Here is a 16,232-nt window from a genome sequence, read left to right on the forward strand (position 1 = left end):
CAGGAATTTATATACGACGCGATCCCTTGTGGGAGCGGGCTTGCTCGCGAAAGCGGTGTATCAGTCAATACAAATGGCGACTGACCCACCGCTTTCGCGAGCAGGCTCGCTCCCACAGTGGTTTTTTGGTGAATCAGGAATTTATATGCGATGCGATCCCTTGTGGGAGCGGGCTTGCTCGCGAAAGCGGTGCTTCAGTCAATACACATGGCGACTGATTCACTGCCTTCGCGAGCAAGCCCGCTCCCACAGGGTCTTGTGTCAGGTTGTTACTTGGCGGAGAACTTGAACACGGTGTGCTGGGTGTAGGTTTTGCCCGGATCCAGGCGTGTAGACGGGAAGTTTGGCTGGTTCGGCGAGTCCGGATAGTGCTGGGTTTCCAGGGTGAACGCGCTCCAATGCGCATAGACCTTGCCAGCCTTGCCCTTGACCGTGCCGTCGAGGAAGTTGCTGGTATAGAACTGCACCCCCGGCTCGCTGGTGTAGAGCTGCAAGCGCCGGCCGGATTGGGGATCGCTGACATCGGCGGCGAGTTTGCTCACGTCGCCCTTGGCATCCAGCGCCCAGTTGAAGTCGAATCCGCCCTGTTTCGGCTCGGCGAATTTCAGCTGCGGGTGATCGGCCTTGATGTTTTTGCCGATGGCGGTCGGTTGGGTGAAGTCCATCGGCGTGCCGGCCACGGGGGCCAGTTCACCGGTAGGGATCAGCGTGCCGTCGATCGGCGTGTAATGGCTGGCGTGCAGGGTGGCGAGTTGTTGCAGCACGTCGCCATTACCGGCGCCGGCCAGGTTGAAATAGCTGTGGTTAGTCAGGTTCAGCACCGTGGGTTTGTCGGTGCTGGCCTTGTAGTCGATGCGCAGTTCGTTGTTCTCGGTGAGGCTGTAGGTCACTTCGGTTTTCATATTGCCGGGGAAACCCATTTCACCGTCCTTCGACAGGTAGGTCAGGGTCACGCCCACCGAGTCCTTGCCTTTGCTCGGCTGCGCCTTCCACACGTGCTTGTCGAAACCCTGAGTACCGCCGTGCAAGGAGTTAGGGCCGTCGTTTTTCGGCACCTGGTAGCTTTTGCCATCCAGTTTGAACGCGCCGCCGGCCAGGCGGTTGCCGTAGCGGCCGATGGTCGCGCCGAAGTACGCGGTGCCAGCCTGATAACCCTGGACGTCATCAAAGCCGAGCACGATATCGTCGACCTGACCGTTCTTGTCCGGCACTTTCAAAGACTGCAACGTCGCGCCGTAGGTAATGACCGTGGCTTGCACGCCATGGCTGTTGCGCAGGATGTATTGCTCGACAGGCGTGCCGTCATTGGTTTTGCCGAAGGCCTTGTGTTCACTGGACAGGCCGGCGGCGTGGGCGGGAAGGGTGGCGATCATCAGGGACAGTCCGAGGCCGGAGAGCAGGTAGCGGGATTGAAGCATGGTTGATCTTCCTTTTTGTTGTTTTGATCAGTAGTCATACTAAATATAGACTGAATGAAGATTTATAGCCTATAGATCGATTTATTCCAGAATAAAGTCTGACTAAATAAGAGGCGGACAATGGCCGGTGATCGGTCCGGCACCGTGAACACTGCACTTTTTCCGATTATCCGGCTCTATCCATGGCCAGGCTGCGGCGACTCCCGCCGCGCAGGAATGTGTCAGCCCAAGAACCCATGGCTCGAGTGTCAACCCGCTTTCAAACCCCCATTCGCCTGCTGGCGTGCCTGACGTTGCTGTTCGCCAGCGGTTGCAGCCAGCAACAGGGCAGCGACGTGATCAGCCAGTTTCGCGAAGGCAAACCCCAGGAGTTCCTCCAGACCAGCGTCGATCGCATGGCCACGTTGTCGATGCACGACAACCTCGAAAGCCTGTACCTGCTGATGAGCAAGCTCTACCTGCGCAACCCCCAGGAGCTGAAGAAATCCGGCTTCCTCGATGCCCGCGCCGCCGAGAAACAAGTGCGCGAGGCCATCGAGCTGCAACAGCCGCTGCCGACCCTGGGCGGCAAAAAAGACCTGGCGGCGCTGAGCTATGCCATGAGCCCGGAATTTCTCGGAGATCGGGTCGGCGCCTTCATCTATGCCATCGGCAGCATGCTGGTCACCGCCCATGGCAATCGGTTGGAGTTCTACATGACCGACGCGATCAACCCGGTCTTCATCAGCAACGCCGCACGCAACATCGAAAAAGCCACGTGGATACTGAGTCAGCGGCAGAACAAAAACGGCGAGCCGTTGCTGTTCTCCAATGAGATTTCGGAGGAGGGCAGCAACCTGAGTTTCGCCGTGGAGTTCGGCAAGATCGTGGCGAGGCTGGATTTGCTGACGCAGATGCTGGATGAGCGCTACCGAAGGATTGGACTCAACTATGCGCAGAGCTTGCTCTTCCTGAATTTCCTCCCCGTCCAATAATCCCCCCCGCAATCCTCTGTGGGAGCGGGCTTGCTCGCGAAAGCGGTGTATCAGCCCATACATGTGGCGACTGATCCAGCGCATTCGCGAGCAAGCCCGCTCCCACAGGGATTTCGTTGTTCCAGCAGATTTGCTTCAGGCATAACGATAGACCGCATCGATATAAGTGGTTATAAGAAAAATCGCTATGCTGCGGGCCAGTTTTTCCATGGGTTTTGTGGGCGTATTAATGGATTTCGGAAATTTCGGTCTAGTCGTCGCGGGTTTGGTGGTGGGCTTTATCGTCGGCATGACCGGCGTGGGCGGCGGTTCACTGATGACGCCGATCCTGTTGTGGTTTGGCGTCAACCCGGCCACGGCGGTGGGCACCGATTTGTTGTACGCGGCCATTACCAAATCCAGCGGTGTGCTGGTGCACCGCAAAAACCAGAACATCGATTGGGCGATCACCGGTTGGCTGACCCTGGGCAGTGTGCCCGCCGTGGCCATGACCCTGTGGTTCCTCAGCAGCCTGCACACCGCGCCCGAAACCATGAACGCCATCATCAAGCAGGCCCTGGGCTTCGTGCTGTTCGCCACGGCCCTGGCGATTTTCTTCAAGAAACGCCTGCTCGACTTCGCCCACAAACGCGCCGGCGGCAACTACAACCCCAGCGGTAAGCGCCTGAACGTGATGACCGTCATCACCGGCCTGATCCTCGGCACCATGGTCGCCCTGACCTCCATCGGCGCCGGCGCCCTGGGCACTGTGGCGCTGTTTATCCTCTATCCGCTGCTGCCGACCCGCCGCCTCGTCGGCACCGAAATCGCCCACGCCGTGCCCCTGACCCTGGTCGCCGGCCTGGGCCACGCGAGCATGGGCAACATGGATTGGCATGTGCTGGGTTTCCTGTTGATCGGTTCGCTGCCGGGGATCTGGCTGGGCAGCCACCTGACCGGGCGCATCTCCGATGAACTGCTGCGCCCATGCCTGGCGACGATGCTGTTGTTGATCGGCTATAAATTGGCGTTCTGACCTTCTTGATTCTTTCTGACCCACCCCTTACCTGTGGGAGCGGGCTTGCTCGCGAAGGCGGCGTGTCAGTCGACATCAGTTTTGACTGACCCACCGCTTTCGCGAGCAAGCCCGCTCCCACAGGTGAGGGGTGGTGTTCAATCATGCAAACAAACCCCTTATCGCCCCCCATAGGTGCTACGGTGACGCGCCACCCTTTCATCCCAGCGCGGATGACCTGTCGGCATCCCCCCGTGATCGACAAGCAAGAGGTGACCTGTGCACGCGTTTATCGACGTCGCTGAGCGACAAATCCACGCAGCCGGGTATTGCCTCGACACCTCGTCGTGACGGTCCCGCCCAAGAGTCTGCCGCTGATTCTCAGTGAGCTGCGCATCGCCACCACCCAGCAGCATCAGGTGCTGGAAAAACGCATTCCGTTTTTCACTGCCGACCAAGCCCTCTACACCCGATTGCTTGAAGCCTATTACGGCTTCTACCGGCCCCTGGAAAACCTGTTGTTCCAGATCGCCATGAGCATTCCTGACCTGGACTGGCTGATTCGCAGTAAAACCCCTTCGCTTGAAGCCGACCTGTATGCATTGGGCCTGGATGCGGACACAATCGCGGCCATTCCCCAATGCCGGTTTTCCCTGCCGATCAAATGCGCGGCCGATGTGCTGGGCGTGCTGTACGTGCTTGAAGGCGCAACGTTGGGCGGGCAATCCCTGCGCAATGGCTTGTACTCGCGTCTGAGAATCGATGAACACCGGGGCGGGCGATTTTTTGCGGTGTATGGCACCTCGACCCTGGTGATGTGGCGTGGTTTTCTCGCCTGCCTGTACGAGGTGCGCGACCCGGCGGAGCGAGCCCGATCGGTGGTGGCCGCCGAGGCGACGTTCAAGACGTTCGAGCATTGGCTCGAGCAGCGCGGGGTATTGCAATGACGCGTCTGAGCGCTGAACAACTCGAGGCCGCCCTCGCGCAATGTGCCAGCGAGCCGATCCGCATTCCCGGCTCGATCCAGCCCCATGGCGTGCTGCTGACGTTGAGCGAGCCGGGGTTGATCATCGGTCAGGTCAGCAGCAATTGCGCGGCGATGTTCGATCATCCGGTCGAGGCCTTGTTGCAGCAGCCTTTGGCGAGCTTGACCGGCGTCACAGTGGTGGAGCAGGTCCGGCAGGCGTTGTCCTTGCCAGACCTTGAAGACGCCAACCCGTTGCTGCTGGAAATCAACGGTCAACGCTTCAATGGCTCCCTCAGCCGCCACGACGCCTTGGTCATTCTTGAGCTGGAACCCTTGCTGGAAGCGACCCAGGACAACACCGCCATTCTGCTGCGTGCCTTGCGGCGGATGCAGGCGGCGGCGACCTTGCAGGATTTGTACAGCGTCAGCGTCGAGGAAATCCGCCACCTGACCGGTTTCGACCGGGTGTTGATTTACCGTTTTGAAGCGGCCGGTCACGGCCGGTCACGGCCAGGTCATCGGCGAAGCACTGGGCGGTCAATTGCCGAGTTACCTGGGCCAGTGTTTTCCCGCATCGGACATTCCGCCCCAGGCTCGGGAGCTATACCGCTTGAACTGGATCCGGGTAATTCCCGATGCGCGTTATGTGCCGGTGCCGATCCTCCCGGTGCTGCGTCCCGACACCGGGCAACCCCTGGACTTGGGCTACTCGATGTTGCGCAGCGTGTCGCCGATCCATTGCCAATACCTGAACAACATGGGCGTGCGCGCGTCCATGAGCCTGTCGCTGCTGGAGCAGGACCGACTCTGGGGCCTGATCACCTGCGCCGACCCTCAGCCGCTGCTGGTCAGCCACCCGGTGCGCACCATGTGCGCGGCCATCGCCCAATTGCTCAGCGTGCAGATCACTGCGTTGCAAACCCGAGACCTGCAAGCCGAGCGCGAGCGCAAGTCGCTGTTGATCAACGAGCTGAGCGCTGCCATGCGCCTGGCCACGCACGATGTGCTGGACGGTCTGGCCAATCACCCGCAGCAATTGCTGGGCTTGACCGGCGCCAGCGGCGTGGCGGTGCTGATCGAGGATCGCTTGCAGTTGATCGGCCAATGCCCGACCGAGGAGCAGGTGCGGGCGCTGTACCTGTGGGTGCGCGAACAGTGCCTGGACAGCGGCGAGTTGCTGGTGACCGAGCACCTGCAAAGCCTGCATGGCGGCAGTGCCGTCTACAGCGATGTCGCCAGCGGTTTGCTGGCGTTCGTGCTGCCCAAACCGGTGGACAACGGCGTGATCTGGTTTGGCGCGCAACTGCGTTCCAGCATGCAATGGAGCGGCAACCCCGACGAGCATTTCGTCGCCGGCACCGACGCCCATCAACCCCTGCAACCGCGCAAATCTTTTGAGGTCTGGGAACAACAGGTGGAAGGCCGGTCGCGGCCATGGAGCGCCGCCGATGCCTTCGCCGCGTTGCAACTGCGCCGCGCCGCCATCGAGGACGACCTGGCGCGCCAGGTGCGCCGCGAACACGAAGCGGTGCGGGTGCGCGATGAGCTGGTGGCCGTGGTGTCCCATGACCTGCGCAACCCCATGACGATCATCATCATGCAATGCGGAATGATGCAGCGCCTGGTTTCCCGGGACGAAGGCAAGCACACCGTGCGCCTGAGCGCGGCGCTGGGCACCGTGGAAGAGGCGACCTCGCGGATGAACGCGCTGATCGCCGATCTGCTGGATAAATCGAAACTGGACGCCGGCCAGTACCCGCTCGATTGCAAGCCACTGGATGTGGTCGAGTTGCTGGAGCAGGCGTGCGCGTTGCTGGTGACCCTGACCTCGCACAAGGACATCGAGCTCAATTGCAGCAGCGTCGCGGGCCTGAGTATCGACGCCGACCCGCAGCGGCTGTTCCAGGTGTTGTCGAACCTGTTGGGCAATGCCATCAAGTTCACTCAGGCGGGCGGGCGCATCGACGTTCGCGCCTGGCAGGTGGACGACAACGTCATGATCTCGGTGCGCGACAACGGCGGCGGGATTCTCCCGGCGCAATTGCCACATATTTTTGAACGCTACTGGTCGGTGCGCGAAGGCAACCCCAATGGCAGCGGCCTGGGCTTGTATATCTGCCGCAGCATCGTCCAGGCCCATGGCGGCAAACTGTGGGCCACAAGCGAGCCGGGTGTGGGCAGTGTGTTTACGTTGTCCCTGCCGGCCATTGCCTAGGCGCGGTTCCCTGTAGCAACGACCAATCTATTGTGGGAGCGGGCTTGCTCGCGAATGCGGTGCATCAGTCAATACAGGTGGCGACTGACACACCTTATTCGCGAGCAAGCCCGCTCCCACATGGGTTATCTGATCACTTGAAAGCGTGCACACAATCCTTCTTCATCTGTTGCGCAATGCCGCCCCTGACCTAAGCTTTGGCCTAAGCGGAACATATTCGTGGATCGTCACCCGGAACGATCGCCGCGATGCGCAATCATTAGAGCGTGGATATCAAAAGGAGATGCGCATGCTCATCAGGTCTTTGACCCTGACAACCTTCCTGGCGCTTGCCGGCCCTTTGCTCGCCGTCGCTGACGATTCACCGCTGGATGTCGATAAGGGCAGGGCGAGGCCGTTGATCGTGATCACGCGCAGCACCATCGACCCGGTGTGGCTGAGCCTGAAAAAATCCCTCGACGATCCCGCCAACAAACAGGGGGTCGCCCAACGCAATATCAAGGTCTACAGCGTGTTGAACATGTCCGGCCAACTCGACGGCAAGGATATGGGCCAGCAGGACACCATGGCCCTGATCCGCTCGCTGAAACTCGGTGCCGGCGCGTTGCCCAAGGTCATCCTGCTGGGCAAGGATGGCAATGAGAAGATCAACGTGTCGGGGGCCGAATCGAAGTCGGTTGATCTGAAGAAAGTCTTTGACACCATCGACGCACTGCCAGCGGAGGAGAAAGACATCGCGGCACCGACGCCACCACCGGTCGCGGCCGAACCGGCACCGACCAAAGGCACCAAGGGCACCAAACCGGCCAAGCCTGCCAAGCCTGCGAAACCGGCTGAGCAGCCGGATGATTGATGAATACCTGTGGGAACGGGTTTTGCTCGCGAAGAGGACGTATCAGTCGACATTGACGTGAGGTGGATGAGCTCTTCGCTAGCAGGCTCGCTCCCACAGGGAGGATGGGGTTGGCGGGTCAGGCGATGGTGTCTACGACGCCGCCGTCTACCCGCAGCGCCGCGCCAGTGGTGGCGGATGCCTGGGGCGAGACCACGTAGACCACCATATTCGCCACTTCCTCCATGTTCGCCGCCCGCTGAATGATCGAAGTCGGGCGGTTGGCCATGACAAAGTCCGCCGCGACTTTTTCCATCGGCTCGCCGGACTTCTGCTGTTCATCCTTGAGCATTTCTTCCAGGCCCTCGGACAACGTCGGCCCCGGCAACACCGCATTCACCGTCACCCCGGTGCCCGCCATGCGTTTGGCCAAACCCCGGGAAATCGACAGATTGGACGTCTTGGTGAAGCCGTAATGAATCATGTCCGCCGGAATGTTCAGCGCCGACTCCGACGAAATAAACACCACCCGACCCCAACCATTGCTGGCCATGTCTTCCAGATAGGCACGGGACAACCGCACGCCAGACATCACGTTCACCTCGAAAAACTTCTCCCAGACCTCGTCTTCAGTCTGGAAAAAATCCTGCGGGCCATAAATACCAACGTTATTCACCAAAATATCCACCCGAGGCAGGGCCGCGACCATCGCCTTGCAACCCTCGGCGGTGCCGACATCGGCCGCGACACCACGCACATTGGCGGACGGCAGCAAGTGCTTGAGCTGTGTGACGGCGGCGTCTACCGCGTCTTGCTTACGGCCATTGATCACCACCTGCGCGCCTGAAAGAGCCAGGCCTTTGGCGATGGCGAAACCGATGCCCTGGGTGGAACCGGTGATCAGGGCGGTTTTGTTGGATAGATCGATGTTCATGGGGATCGCTCTCTTGAAGGGGAGGTAAGAGGGATGACTGCGTGGGGGATAGCCTAGTTCAAGTGATCAGCCTTTCTTTGCCTGATTCAGAACCCTGTGGCTTGACCACTTTTTTGTTAAACCATTTGTCAGAGCCGTCGCTTCACGCCAGTCTGGACCCGACGATTTTTGCCAAGGCCTTTCGCTCCCATGTCCGAAAAAACCGCCGACCAACACTCCGCCCGCGCCGCTTCCGTATTGGCCCTGTGTCTACCCGGCGACGTTCTGTTGTATTTGCTTTTACCCATGCAGCCCCAGGCGTTTGGTATCAGCCTGGCCGAGGCGGGGATTTTGTTGGCGGCGAATCGGTTGGTGCGGATTTTCGGGTATCGCTATGTGATGGAGTTTTACACCCGCCAGGGCGATCGCCCGGCGTTATTGCTGGCCACCGGGACGGCGGCGGTGTGTGCGTTGGGGTATGCGACGTTGTCGGGGTTTTGGTGGTTGTTGCTGTTGCGTCTGGGGTGGGGGTTGTCTTATGCCGCGCTGAATTTGTCCACGCAGGTGATGGCGACCGCCGAGCCTTTGGGGGCGGCGCGGCGTACCGGGCGGTCGCGGGCGGTGATTGCGGCGGGGCCGATGCTGGCGTTGCCGTTGGGGGCGTTGCTCAGTGTGGAATATGGGCCGCGGGTGATCTTTTTTGTGATGTTCGCCACCTCGCTGATCGCGATGTGGCTGGCCCTGGGGCTGCCGTCGAAGCCGCACCCGATGGCGGCATCGACCCGGCGTTTCAAGCGTCCCGACAGTGTGGCGATGTGGTCATTCATCGAAGGCCTGACCCTCGATGGCCTGTTCATCATCGGCCTCTCACTGTTGGCGCAGCACCTGCTGGAAGGCAATGCGGTGGTGGTCGCCGGGACGTTGCTGGCGCTGCGTTACGTGTCCGAATTGTTGCTCAGCCCCTTGGGCGGGATCGCGGCCCAGCGCTGGGGGGCGACGCGGATGTTGATTGTGTTCTCGTTGCTGACGTCGATGGCGCTGATCGGCTTTGGCTTTCATTGGCTGATCGTCGGCGGGGCATTGGTGCTGGTGCTGCGGGCGCTGCAACTGCCGTTGGTGGTGACGGTGATTGCGCAACGTCACCCGGATAGCGGGCGTGTCCGGGCGTTGGCGGGGAATGCGGTTTGGCGCGATATCGGGGCGGGTGTGGGGCCGCTGTTGGCCGGGTTTCTGTTGCCGGTGGCGCCGTCGGAGTGGGTGTATACCGGGGCGGCGCTGTGCCTGGCGGTAAGTGCGTTGGCTTGCAGGGATCGGAAAAAGCTTCAGACCAGCACATAACCCCCTGTGGGAGCGGGCTTGCTCGCGAAGGCGTCCTGTTAGTCAGCGTCTATATCAACTGACCGAATGCTTTCGCGAGCAAGCCCGCTCCCACAGGGGATGGTGGTCTTCCGGGCTATTGCGTCAGCGCACTCAGGATCTGATGCGCCGCTTTGACCCGCTCCGGGATCGGGTAGTTTTTGTTGGCCAGGATCACGATGCCGATGTTCTTGGCGGGCACGAATGCAACATAAGTCCCGAAGCCACCGGTCGAACCGGTTTTGTTGATCAGCACACTGGCGGGCTCAGGCTGTGGCGGGTTCAGCCACTGGACTTTATGCGCTTGCATCGCCATCGGCGTGGAGTTGCCTTCCAGCAACTTATCGAGGGTGATCGGGTAGCTGTAGCGTTCCCAGCCCAGGCCCTGAGTCATGTTGCCAACGGTGTAATAACCGGTGTGGGTCGTGGCGATGGCTTGCTGCAAAGGCTTGTCCAGTGAAGCCGGTTTCAGGTTCGCCTGAACAAACCGGATCATGTCCGCCGCACTGGTTTTTACCCCATACGCCTCGGAATCCAGCGCCCCCGGCCCGACCCGCACGGGTTTACCGTCCTTGTCGTAGCCTTGGGCGTAAAGGCTCATCTGATCCTGCGGCACCTGGAGGAAGGTGTGCTTCAACCCGAGTTTGGGCAGCAGGGTTTTCGTCATGGCCTCATCAAACGGCAGGCCCAGGGTATGGGCGGCCAGATAACCGAACAAGCCGATGCTCGGGTTCGAATACTGGCGATGAGTACCCGCCGCATACACCGGTTTCCACTGCTTGAAATAGCCGAGCATCTTGTCCGCGTGATCCGCCTCGTCCGGGAACTGCAACGGCAAGCCGCCAGCGGTGTAGGTGCCCAGTTGCACCACGCTGACCTTATCGAAGGCACTGCCGCGCAAGTCTGGCAGAACCGTGCTGGCCTTATCCGACAGGGCCAGTTTGCCGGTCGCAGTGGCGTAGCCGCCGAGGGTGGCGGTGAAGGTTTTGCTCACCGAGCCGATTTCGAACAGCGTGTTTTCGGTGACGGCCTGGGCGTTTTCTTTGGCGGCGACGCCGTAGTTAAAGTAATGCGGCTCGCCGTTGACGGTCACTGCCACGGCGATGCCGGGAACGCCCTGGGCTTGCATCATCGGTTTGATGGCGGCATCGACCGTGCTTTGAATCTGCTGGTCTGTCTGCCCTTGGGCCAGGCACTGGCCGGCGCCGAGCACGGCCACGCAAGCCCCTAAAACAGACAGTCTGGTGATATTGATTGTGATCGTCATTGATTCTGTTCCCTGCGAATGGAGGCCGCTACCGGTAGACTGCCCGCTGAACGGCGAAGCAAATCTAGGCAGTCTGGCGCTGTTCGACAACCGATGATATTTCGCACGAGCCATTAGAAAATTTTGGGAGTGGGCATGATCCGGCCTCAATTACCGTTGAATGCACTGCGCGCCTTTGAAGCGTCGGCACGGCATCTGAGCTTCACCCGGGCGGCGGTGGAGTTGTGCGTCACGCAGGCAGCGGTGAGTCATCAGGTCAAAAGTCTTGAGGCTCAGCTTAACGTAACCCTGTTCAAACGCTTGCCCCGTGGCTTGATGTTGACCAGCGAGGGCGAAACCCTGTTGCCGGTGTTGCGCGAGTCGTTCGACCGAATCGCCGAAACCCTGGAGCGACTGGAGGGCGGGCATTATCGGGAAGTGCTGACGGTGGGCGCGGTGGGGACGTTTGCGGTGGGCTGGCTGTTGCCGAGACTGGCGGACTTCCAGGTGAAACATCCGTTCATAGATTTGCGCTTGTCGACCAACAACAACCGAGTGGACGTGGCCGCCGAAGGGTTGGACTACGCGATCCGCTTTGGCGCGGGCGCGTGGCATGGGATTGAGGCGCTGCGGCTGATCGAAGCGCCATTGTCGGTGTTGTGCGTGCCCGAGATTGCCCGGCAACTGCGGTCGCCAGCGGATCTGTTGCAGCAGACGTTGTTGCGCTCCTACCGCACGGACGAGTGGCCGGACTGGTTCGCAGCGTCCGGTCTCTCGACCCACGCCGCGCCGCCCCAGAGCATCATGTTCGACTCGTCCCTGGCGATGATGGAAGCGGCCTTGCAAGGCGCGGGTGTGGCATTGGCACCGCCGCTGATGTTTGCCCGGCAACTGGCGGCGGGGGCGATTGAACAGCCGTTCGCGATCCACATTACGACGGGCAGTTATTGGTTGACGCGGTTGCAGTCGCGGGCGGAGACGGCGGCGATGGGAGTGTTCAAGCAATGGCTGCTACAGATAACTCAGGGTTAAACCCTAACCTGTGGGAGCGGGCTTGCTCGCGAAGGCGGCGTGTCAGTCGACATCAGTTTTGACTGACCCACCGCTTTCGCGAGCAAGCCCGCTCCCACAGGGGAATTGCAGTGTGCTGGCGTTAGCGCACCAAACACGGCCGCTTGTTATCGAACTTCCAACCTGGGATCAGGAACTGCATCGCCACGCTGTCATCCCGCGCGCCCAGGCCCATGCCTTTATACAACTCATGGGCCTTGGCCACTTGATCCATGTCCAGTTCCACCCCCAGCCCCGGCTTCTTCGGCACCTGCACACAGCCACCAACGATTTGCAGCGGGGCCTTGGTCAGGCGCTGGCCGTCCTGCCAGATCCAATGGGTGTCGATGGCGGTGATTTCACCCGGCGCAGCAGCGGCGACGTGGGTGAACATGGCCAGGGAAATATCAAAGTGGTTGTTGGAATGCGAGCCCCAGGTCAGGCCCCACTCGTGGCACATCTGCGCCACGCGAACCGAGCCCTGCATGGTCCAGAAGTGCGGGTCGGCCAGGGGAATGTCCACCGATTGCAACTGGATCGCGTGACCCATTTCCCGCCAGTCGGTGGCGATCATGTTGGTCGCGGTTTTCAGCCCCGTGGCCCGGCGAAACTCAGCCATGACTTCACGGCCCGAGTAACCGTTTTCCGCACCGCACGGGTCTTCGGCGTAGGCCAGTACGCGATGCTGATCCCGGCACAGGCGGATCGCTTCTTTCAGTGACCACGCGCCATTCGGGTCGAGGGTGATGCGCGCATCGGGGAAGCGTTCGGCCAGGGCCGTCACCGCTTCGATTTCTGCGTCGCCGCTGAGTACGCCGCCCTTGAGCTTGAAGTCCTTGAAGCCGTAACGCGCATGGGCCGCCTCGGCCAGGCGCACCACGGCGTCGGCGGTCATGGCTTTTTCGTGCCGTACGCGAAACCAGTCGTTATCGGCGTCCGCTTCGCTGCGGTAGGCCAGATCGGTTTCGTTGCGATCACCGACATAAAACAGATAACCGAGCATCTTCACTTCATCCCGCTGCTGGCCTTCACCGAGCAGCGCCGCGACCGGCACGTCCAGATGCTGGCCGAGCAAGTCTAGGAGGGCGGCTTCCAGGCCGGTCACCGCGTGAATGGTGATGCGCAGGTCAAAGGTTTGCAGGCCACGGCCACCGGCATCGCGGTCGGCGAAGGTCTGGCGAACCTGGTTGAGGATCTTTTGATAAGTGCCAATCGGGCTGCCGACCACCAGCGAGCGGGCGTCTTCCAGGGTCTGGCGAATACGCTCGCCGCCCGGTACTTCACCGACGCCGGTGTGCCCGGCATTGTCGGTGAGGATCACGATATTACGGGTGAAAAACGGCCCGTGGGCGCCGCTCAAATTGAGCAACATACCATCGTGACCGGCCACCGGAATAACCTGCATGCTGGTGATGATCGGAGCTTTTGCAGTGTCTTGAGGGTTCATTTTTATTGTCCTTAACAACGGAAATTCAGGCGTGGCTGGAAGTGGGTTGACCGACGGCGACGGCTGCTGGTTTGGGCGTGTTGCGCGCAGCGAAAACGATGATCGCGGCGATGATCGACGTCGCGGCCAAGCCATAGAGCCCGCCCTGGATCGAACCGGTGTGTTCTTCCAAAAGACCAAACGTGGTCGGAGCGACGAAACCACCCAGGTTGCCCACCGAGTTGATCAGCGCGATTACCCCCGCAGCGATCCGCGCATCCAGGTACGCCTGGGGAATTGGCCAGAACAGCGACGACGCCGATTTGAAACCCAGCGCCGCAAAGCAAATCGCCACGAACGCGAAGATCGGACCGCCGGTGGTGGACATGAACATCCCGGCGGCGGCAATCAACAGGGCCGCAGCGACCCAGGCTTGCTGATGTTTCCACTTGGCGGAAAACGCGGCGAAGGCGTACATGCCGACAATCGACAGCAACCACGGAATCGAGTTGAACAGCCCGACCTGAATGTCGCTGAGATCGCCCATCTTCTTAATGATGCTCGGCAGCCAGAAGGTCGCGGCGTAAATGGTCAACTGAATGAAGAAGTAGATCAGGCAGAACAGAATGATCTGGCGATCCTTGAGCAGTTTGCCCAGCGACGGTTTGATCGGCGTTGCGGCTTCCCGGGCCAGTTGTTCGTCGTCGATGGCCTTGACCAGCGCGTCTTGTTCTTCGCGGCTCAGCCATTTGGCGTCGTGGGGTTTGGAGTCGAGCCAGAACCACACGAACACGCACAACCCGACCGAGAACATACCTTCAATGAAGTACATCCATTGCCAGCCGTGCAGGCCCAGACCGTTGATTTGCAGCAGCATCCCGGACAGCGGCCCCGAGATCAGCGAGGCAACCGCCGAGCCGCTTAGAAAGATCGCAATCGCCTTGCCGCGCTCAACCCCGGGCAACCAGCGGGTGAAGTAGTAGATCACCCCGGGAAAGAACCCGGCTTCAGCCACGCCGAGGAGAAATCGCAGAATATAGAAGTGGGTTTCGTTCTGGATAAACGCCATGCCGGCGGCGACCAGCCCCCAGGTGAGCATGATGCGGGTCAGCCAGATGCGGGCGCCGACTTTTTGCAGCAGCATGTTGGAGGGGACTTCGAACAGGGCGTAACCGATGAAGAACAGGCCGGCCCCGAGGCCGTAGGCGGCAGCGCCGATGCCTAGGTCCTGTTCCATGTGGGCGCGGACGAAGCCGATGTTCACGCGGTCGATGTAATTGACGATGAACATGATCACGAACAACGGCAGGACGTGACGTTTCACTTTCGAGATGGCGGATGCGAGGACCGAATCGGTGCCGTCGTTCATCCCGGGCAGGGCTTTGTTCACTTGCGTTTCTCCCACTGATTATTTTTATGCGGGGTGTGACAGGTGTTGCGATGTTGATAGACATCATACAACTGCGTTTTTTCCGAGCGCAAGGGTTGTCGTCCAACAAAATGGCGCTGTTTTGGTGGGTTATTATTCTTTAGTCGGTTGGGCTGGCTTGTTTTCCAGGCGATTAAGGGTGTTTTGTTGAGTGTTGTCATACAAGTTGAGCGATGTTTTCTGCGGAGGCCGGTGCTACGATCCGCACAGCCCTGCTTTTCGGATGATCGCCATGCAAGAAGACCTCGACGCACCTGCCCGCAAGCGCAGCCATAACCTGGCTCATGACTTGGTGGCCAAGCTGACCCAGAGCATCCTGCTCGGCCAGATGCTGCCGGGGGACAAGCTGCCGTCGGAGAACAGCATCGTTCAGGAGCATGGGGTCAGCCGCACGGTGGTGCGCGAGGCGATCTCCAAGTTGCAGGCCTCGGGGCTGGTGGAAACCCGGCATGGCATCGGCACCTTTGTCATCGAGCGCGCAGCCGAGCAGGGGCTGCGGCTGAACGTCGACACCGCGCTGGGGGTGCGCAGTATTCTGGAATTGCGCATGGGCCTGGAAACCCAGGCCGCCGCATTGGCGGCGAGCCGTCGCACCGAGCCGCAACTGGCGCAGATGCGTGAAGCGCTGGATGACTATCAACGCCTGCTGGCCAATAACGACAGCTGCGTGGAGGCCGACAAGCGCTTCCACCTGCTGATCGCCGAGGCCACCGGTAATGTCTGTTTCACTGAAATCATGCAGCACTTGGGCAACGCCATGATTCCCCGCACCCGCGTCAACGCCGCCGAGCGTGGCGCCACGGATTTGAGCAAACTCGGGCAACTGGCCAATCAGGAACACGAGGCGATCCTCAACGCCATCAAGCGCCAGGACCCGGACGCCGCGCGCGCCGCAATGTGGCTGCACCTGACCAACAGCCGCGACCGCTTCCTGGCTCAGGGCTGACAACCGTTGGTCTACTCGATAGCACGCCAATCCTGCGCCCGCTTCCAACTGATATGGCCCGGATTAACCGGGCCACATCAGTGAGGTGCATCATGGCTAACGATTCGATGTTCCAGGGCGGCACACCCCAAACCGACCCGACCCGTCCCGTGCCCGGTACGGACGAGCCTACGCTGGACCAGGATGCACCGGCCGGGATGGACCCGACCCGAGATCCTGCCTTGGGCGACGCTGATCGTCCTGACGACTGGAAGGATCCGACTGCGGATGAGGACATGCCTGCGGCGGATGAAGAAACGCCGCTGTCCGATGACAGGCGCTAAACAAAACCCGGCCGTTGCGCCGGGTTTTTTTGTATTCACAGAGCAATGTGGGAGAACCCTGTGGGAGCGGGCTTGCTCGCGAAAGCAATCTGTCAGTTGATATAGATGTTGACTGACAGGACGCCTTCGCGAGCAAGCCCGCT

13 protein-coding genes and 1 pseudogene are annotated in these 16,232 nt (G+C 60.6%); 9 read left to right on the plus strand and 5 right to left on the minus strand.

The genetic code is table 11. The features are described from left to right. Positions 1-269: 269 nt before the first annotated feature. Positions 270-1,418, minus strand: coding sequence for an aldose epimerase family protein (locus BK665_RS29115; RefSeq protein WP_123409969.1), 1,149 nt, complete (start codon positions 1,416-1,418; stop codon positions 270-272). Positions 1,419-1,654: 236 nt separating this feature from the next. On the opposite strand from BK665_RS29115, the gene BK665_RS29120 reads away from it, so the two are divergent. From BK665_RS29120 to BK665_RS29140, 5 genes and pseudogenes are all read left to right on the plus strand, one after another. After that, positions 1,655-2,392, plus strand: a complete 738-nt coding sequence (locus tag BK665_RS29120) for a hypothetical protein (protein WP_123409970.1) — start codon at positions 1,655-1,657, stop codon at positions 2,390-2,392. Between the two features lie 229 nt (positions 2,393-2,621). Continuing rightward, positions 2,622-3,407, plus strand: coding sequence for a sulfite exporter TauE/SafE family protein (locus BK665_RS29125; RefSeq protein ID WP_123410059.1), 786 nt, complete (start codon positions 2,622-2,624; stop codon positions 3,405-3,407). Positions 3,408-3,733: 326 nt separating this feature from the next. Continuing rightward, a complete protein-coding gene (locus tag BK665_RS29130; protein ID WP_259699673.1) occupies positions 3,734-4,333 on the plus strand; it encodes a biliverdin-producing heme oxygenase in 600 nt (199 codons plus the stop codon). Continuing rightward, a pseudogene (locus BK665_RS29135) lies at positions 4,330-6,568 on the plus strand (ATP-binding protein). The gene BK665_RS29130 and the pseudogene BK665_RS29135 overlap by 4 nt, the downstream one beginning before the upstream one ends. A gap of 289 nt (positions 6,569-6,857) precedes the next feature. Then, a complete protein-coding gene (locus BK665_RS29140; protein ID WP_123409971.1) occupies positions 6,858-7,421 on the plus strand; it encodes a DUF4174 domain-containing protein in 564 nt (187 codons plus the stop codon). 118 nt (positions 7,422-7,539) lie between these two features. On the opposite strand, the gene BK665_RS29145 is transcribed toward BK665_RS29140, so the two are convergent. Next, positions 7,540-8,334 carry an SDR family NAD(P)-dependent oxidoreductase gene (locus tag BK665_RS29145; protein WP_123409972.1) on the minus strand — a complete coding sequence of 265 codons (795 nt, stop codon included), beginning with the start codon at positions 8,332-8,334 and terminating at the stop codon, positions 7,540-7,542. A gap of 189 nt (positions 8,335-8,523) precedes the next feature. On the opposite strand from BK665_RS29145, the gene BK665_RS29150 reads away from it, so the two are divergent. Beyond that, the gene (locus BK665_RS29150) at positions 8,524-9,651 is read left to right on the plus strand and encodes an MFS transporter (RefSeq protein WP_123409973.1); all 1,128 of its coding nucleotides are present in this window, start codon (positions 8,524-8,526) and stop codon (positions 9,649-9,651) included. A gap of 115 nt (positions 9,652-9,766) precedes the next feature. Here the strand turns inward: BK665_RS29150 and ampC are convergent, their stop codons facing one another. Continuing rightward, positions 9,767-10,936: a class C beta-lactamase gene (gene ampC / locus BK665_RS29155; protein WP_123409974.1), complete on the minus strand. Its 1,170-nt coding sequence runs from the start codon at positions 10,934-10,936 to the stop codon at positions 9,767-9,769. 135 nt (positions 10,937-11,071) lie between these two features. Between ampC and BK665_RS29160 the strand changes: the two genes are divergently transcribed. Further along, positions 11,072-11,947: a LysR family transcriptional regulator gene (locus tag BK665_RS29160; RefSeq protein ID WP_123409975.1), complete on the plus strand. Its 876-nt coding sequence runs from the start codon at positions 11,072-11,074 to the stop codon at positions 11,945-11,947. 121 nt (positions 11,948-12,068) lie between these two features. On the opposite strand, the gene gudD is transcribed toward BK665_RS29160, so the two are convergent. After that, positions 12,069-13,412, minus strand: coding sequence for a glucarate dehydratase (gudD, locus tag BK665_RS29170; RefSeq protein ID WP_123409976.1), 1,344 nt, complete (start codon positions 13,410-13,412; stop codon positions 12,069-12,071). Positions 13,413-13,437: 25 nt separating this feature from the next. Next, positions 13,438-14,760 carry an MFS transporter gene (locus BK665_RS29175; RefSeq protein WP_375538959.1) on the minus strand — a complete coding sequence of 441 codons (1,323 nt, stop codon included), beginning with the start codon at positions 14,758-14,760 and terminating at the stop codon, positions 13,438-13,440. A 292-nt stretch (positions 14,761-15,052) separates the two neighbouring features. Here BK665_RS29175 and BK665_RS29180 point away from each other — a divergent pair, with 292 nt between their 5' ends. Together BK665_RS29180 and BK665_RS29185 are read left to right on the plus strand one after the other, a co-directional pair. Beyond that, positions 15,053-15,766 carry a FadR/GntR family transcriptional regulator gene (locus tag BK665_RS29180; RefSeq protein WP_123410061.1) on the plus strand — a complete coding sequence of 238 codons (714 nt, stop codon included), beginning with the start codon at positions 15,053-15,055 and terminating at the stop codon, positions 15,764-15,766. 92 nt (positions 15,767-15,858) lie between these two features. After that, positions 15,859-16,089 carry a hypothetical protein gene (locus tag BK665_RS29185; protein ID WP_123409978.1) on the plus strand — a complete coding sequence of 77 codons (231 nt, stop codon included), beginning with the start codon at positions 15,859-15,861 and terminating at the stop codon, positions 16,087-16,089. The last annotated feature ends 143 nt before the right edge of the window (positions 16,090-16,232 follow it).

Origin of the sequence: Pseudomonas frederiksbergensis (assembly GCF_003732665.1) — a bacterium.
Lineage (GTDB): Bacteria > Pseudomonadota > Gammaproteobacteria > Pseudomonadales > Pseudomonadaceae > Aquipseudomonas > Aquipseudomonas frederiksbergensis_G.

Excerpts from the sequence above, each read along its gene's own strand:
- BK665_RS29150 (WP_123409973.1), top strand. The coding sequence starts at position 8,524 with ATGTCCGAAAAAACCGCCGACCAACACTCCGCCCGCGCCGCTTCCGTA.
- BK665_RS29120 (WP_123409970.1), top strand. The coding sequence starts at position 1,655 with ATGGCTCGAGTGTCAACCCGCTTTCAAACCCCCATTCGCCTGCTGGCG.
- gudD (WP_123409976.1), bottom strand. The coding sequence starts at position 13,412 with ATGAACCCTCAAGACACTGCAAAAGCTCCGATCATCACCAGCATGCAG.
- BK665_RS29180 (WP_123410061.1), top strand. The coding sequence starts at position 15,053 with ATGCAAGAAGACCTCGACGCACCTGCCCGCAAGCGCAGCCATAACCTG.
- BK665_RS29145 (WP_123409972.1), bottom strand. The coding sequence starts at position 8,334 with ATGAACATCGATCTATCCAACAAAACCGCCCTGATCACCGGTTCCACC.
- BK665_RS29160 (WP_123409975.1), top strand. The coding sequence starts at position 11,072 with ATGATCCGGCCTCAATTACCGTTGAATGCACTGCGCGCCTTTGAAGCG.
- BK665_RS29140 (WP_123409971.1), top strand. The coding sequence starts at position 6,858 with ATGCTCATCAGGTCTTTGACCCTGACAACCTTCCTGGCGCTTGCCGGC.
- BK665_RS29185 (WP_123409978.1), top strand. The coding sequence starts at position 15,859 with ATGGCTAACGATTCGATGTTCCAGGGCGGCACACCCCAAACCGACCCG.
- BK665_RS29125 (WP_123410059.1), top strand. The coding sequence starts at position 2,622 with ATGGATTTCGGAAATTTCGGTCTAGTCGTCGCGGGTTTGGTGGTGGGC.
- ampC (WP_123409974.1), bottom strand. The coding sequence starts at position 10,936 with ATGACGATCACAATCAATATCACCAGACTGTCTGTTTTAGGGGCTTGC.
- BK665_RS29115 (WP_123409969.1), bottom strand. The coding sequence starts at position 1,418 with ATGCTTCAATCCCGCTACCTGCTCTCCGGCCTCGGACTGTCCCTGATG.
- BK665_RS29175 (WP_375538959.1), bottom strand. The coding sequence starts at position 14,760 with ATGAACGACGGCACCGATTCGGTCCTCGCATCCGCCATCTCGAAAGTG.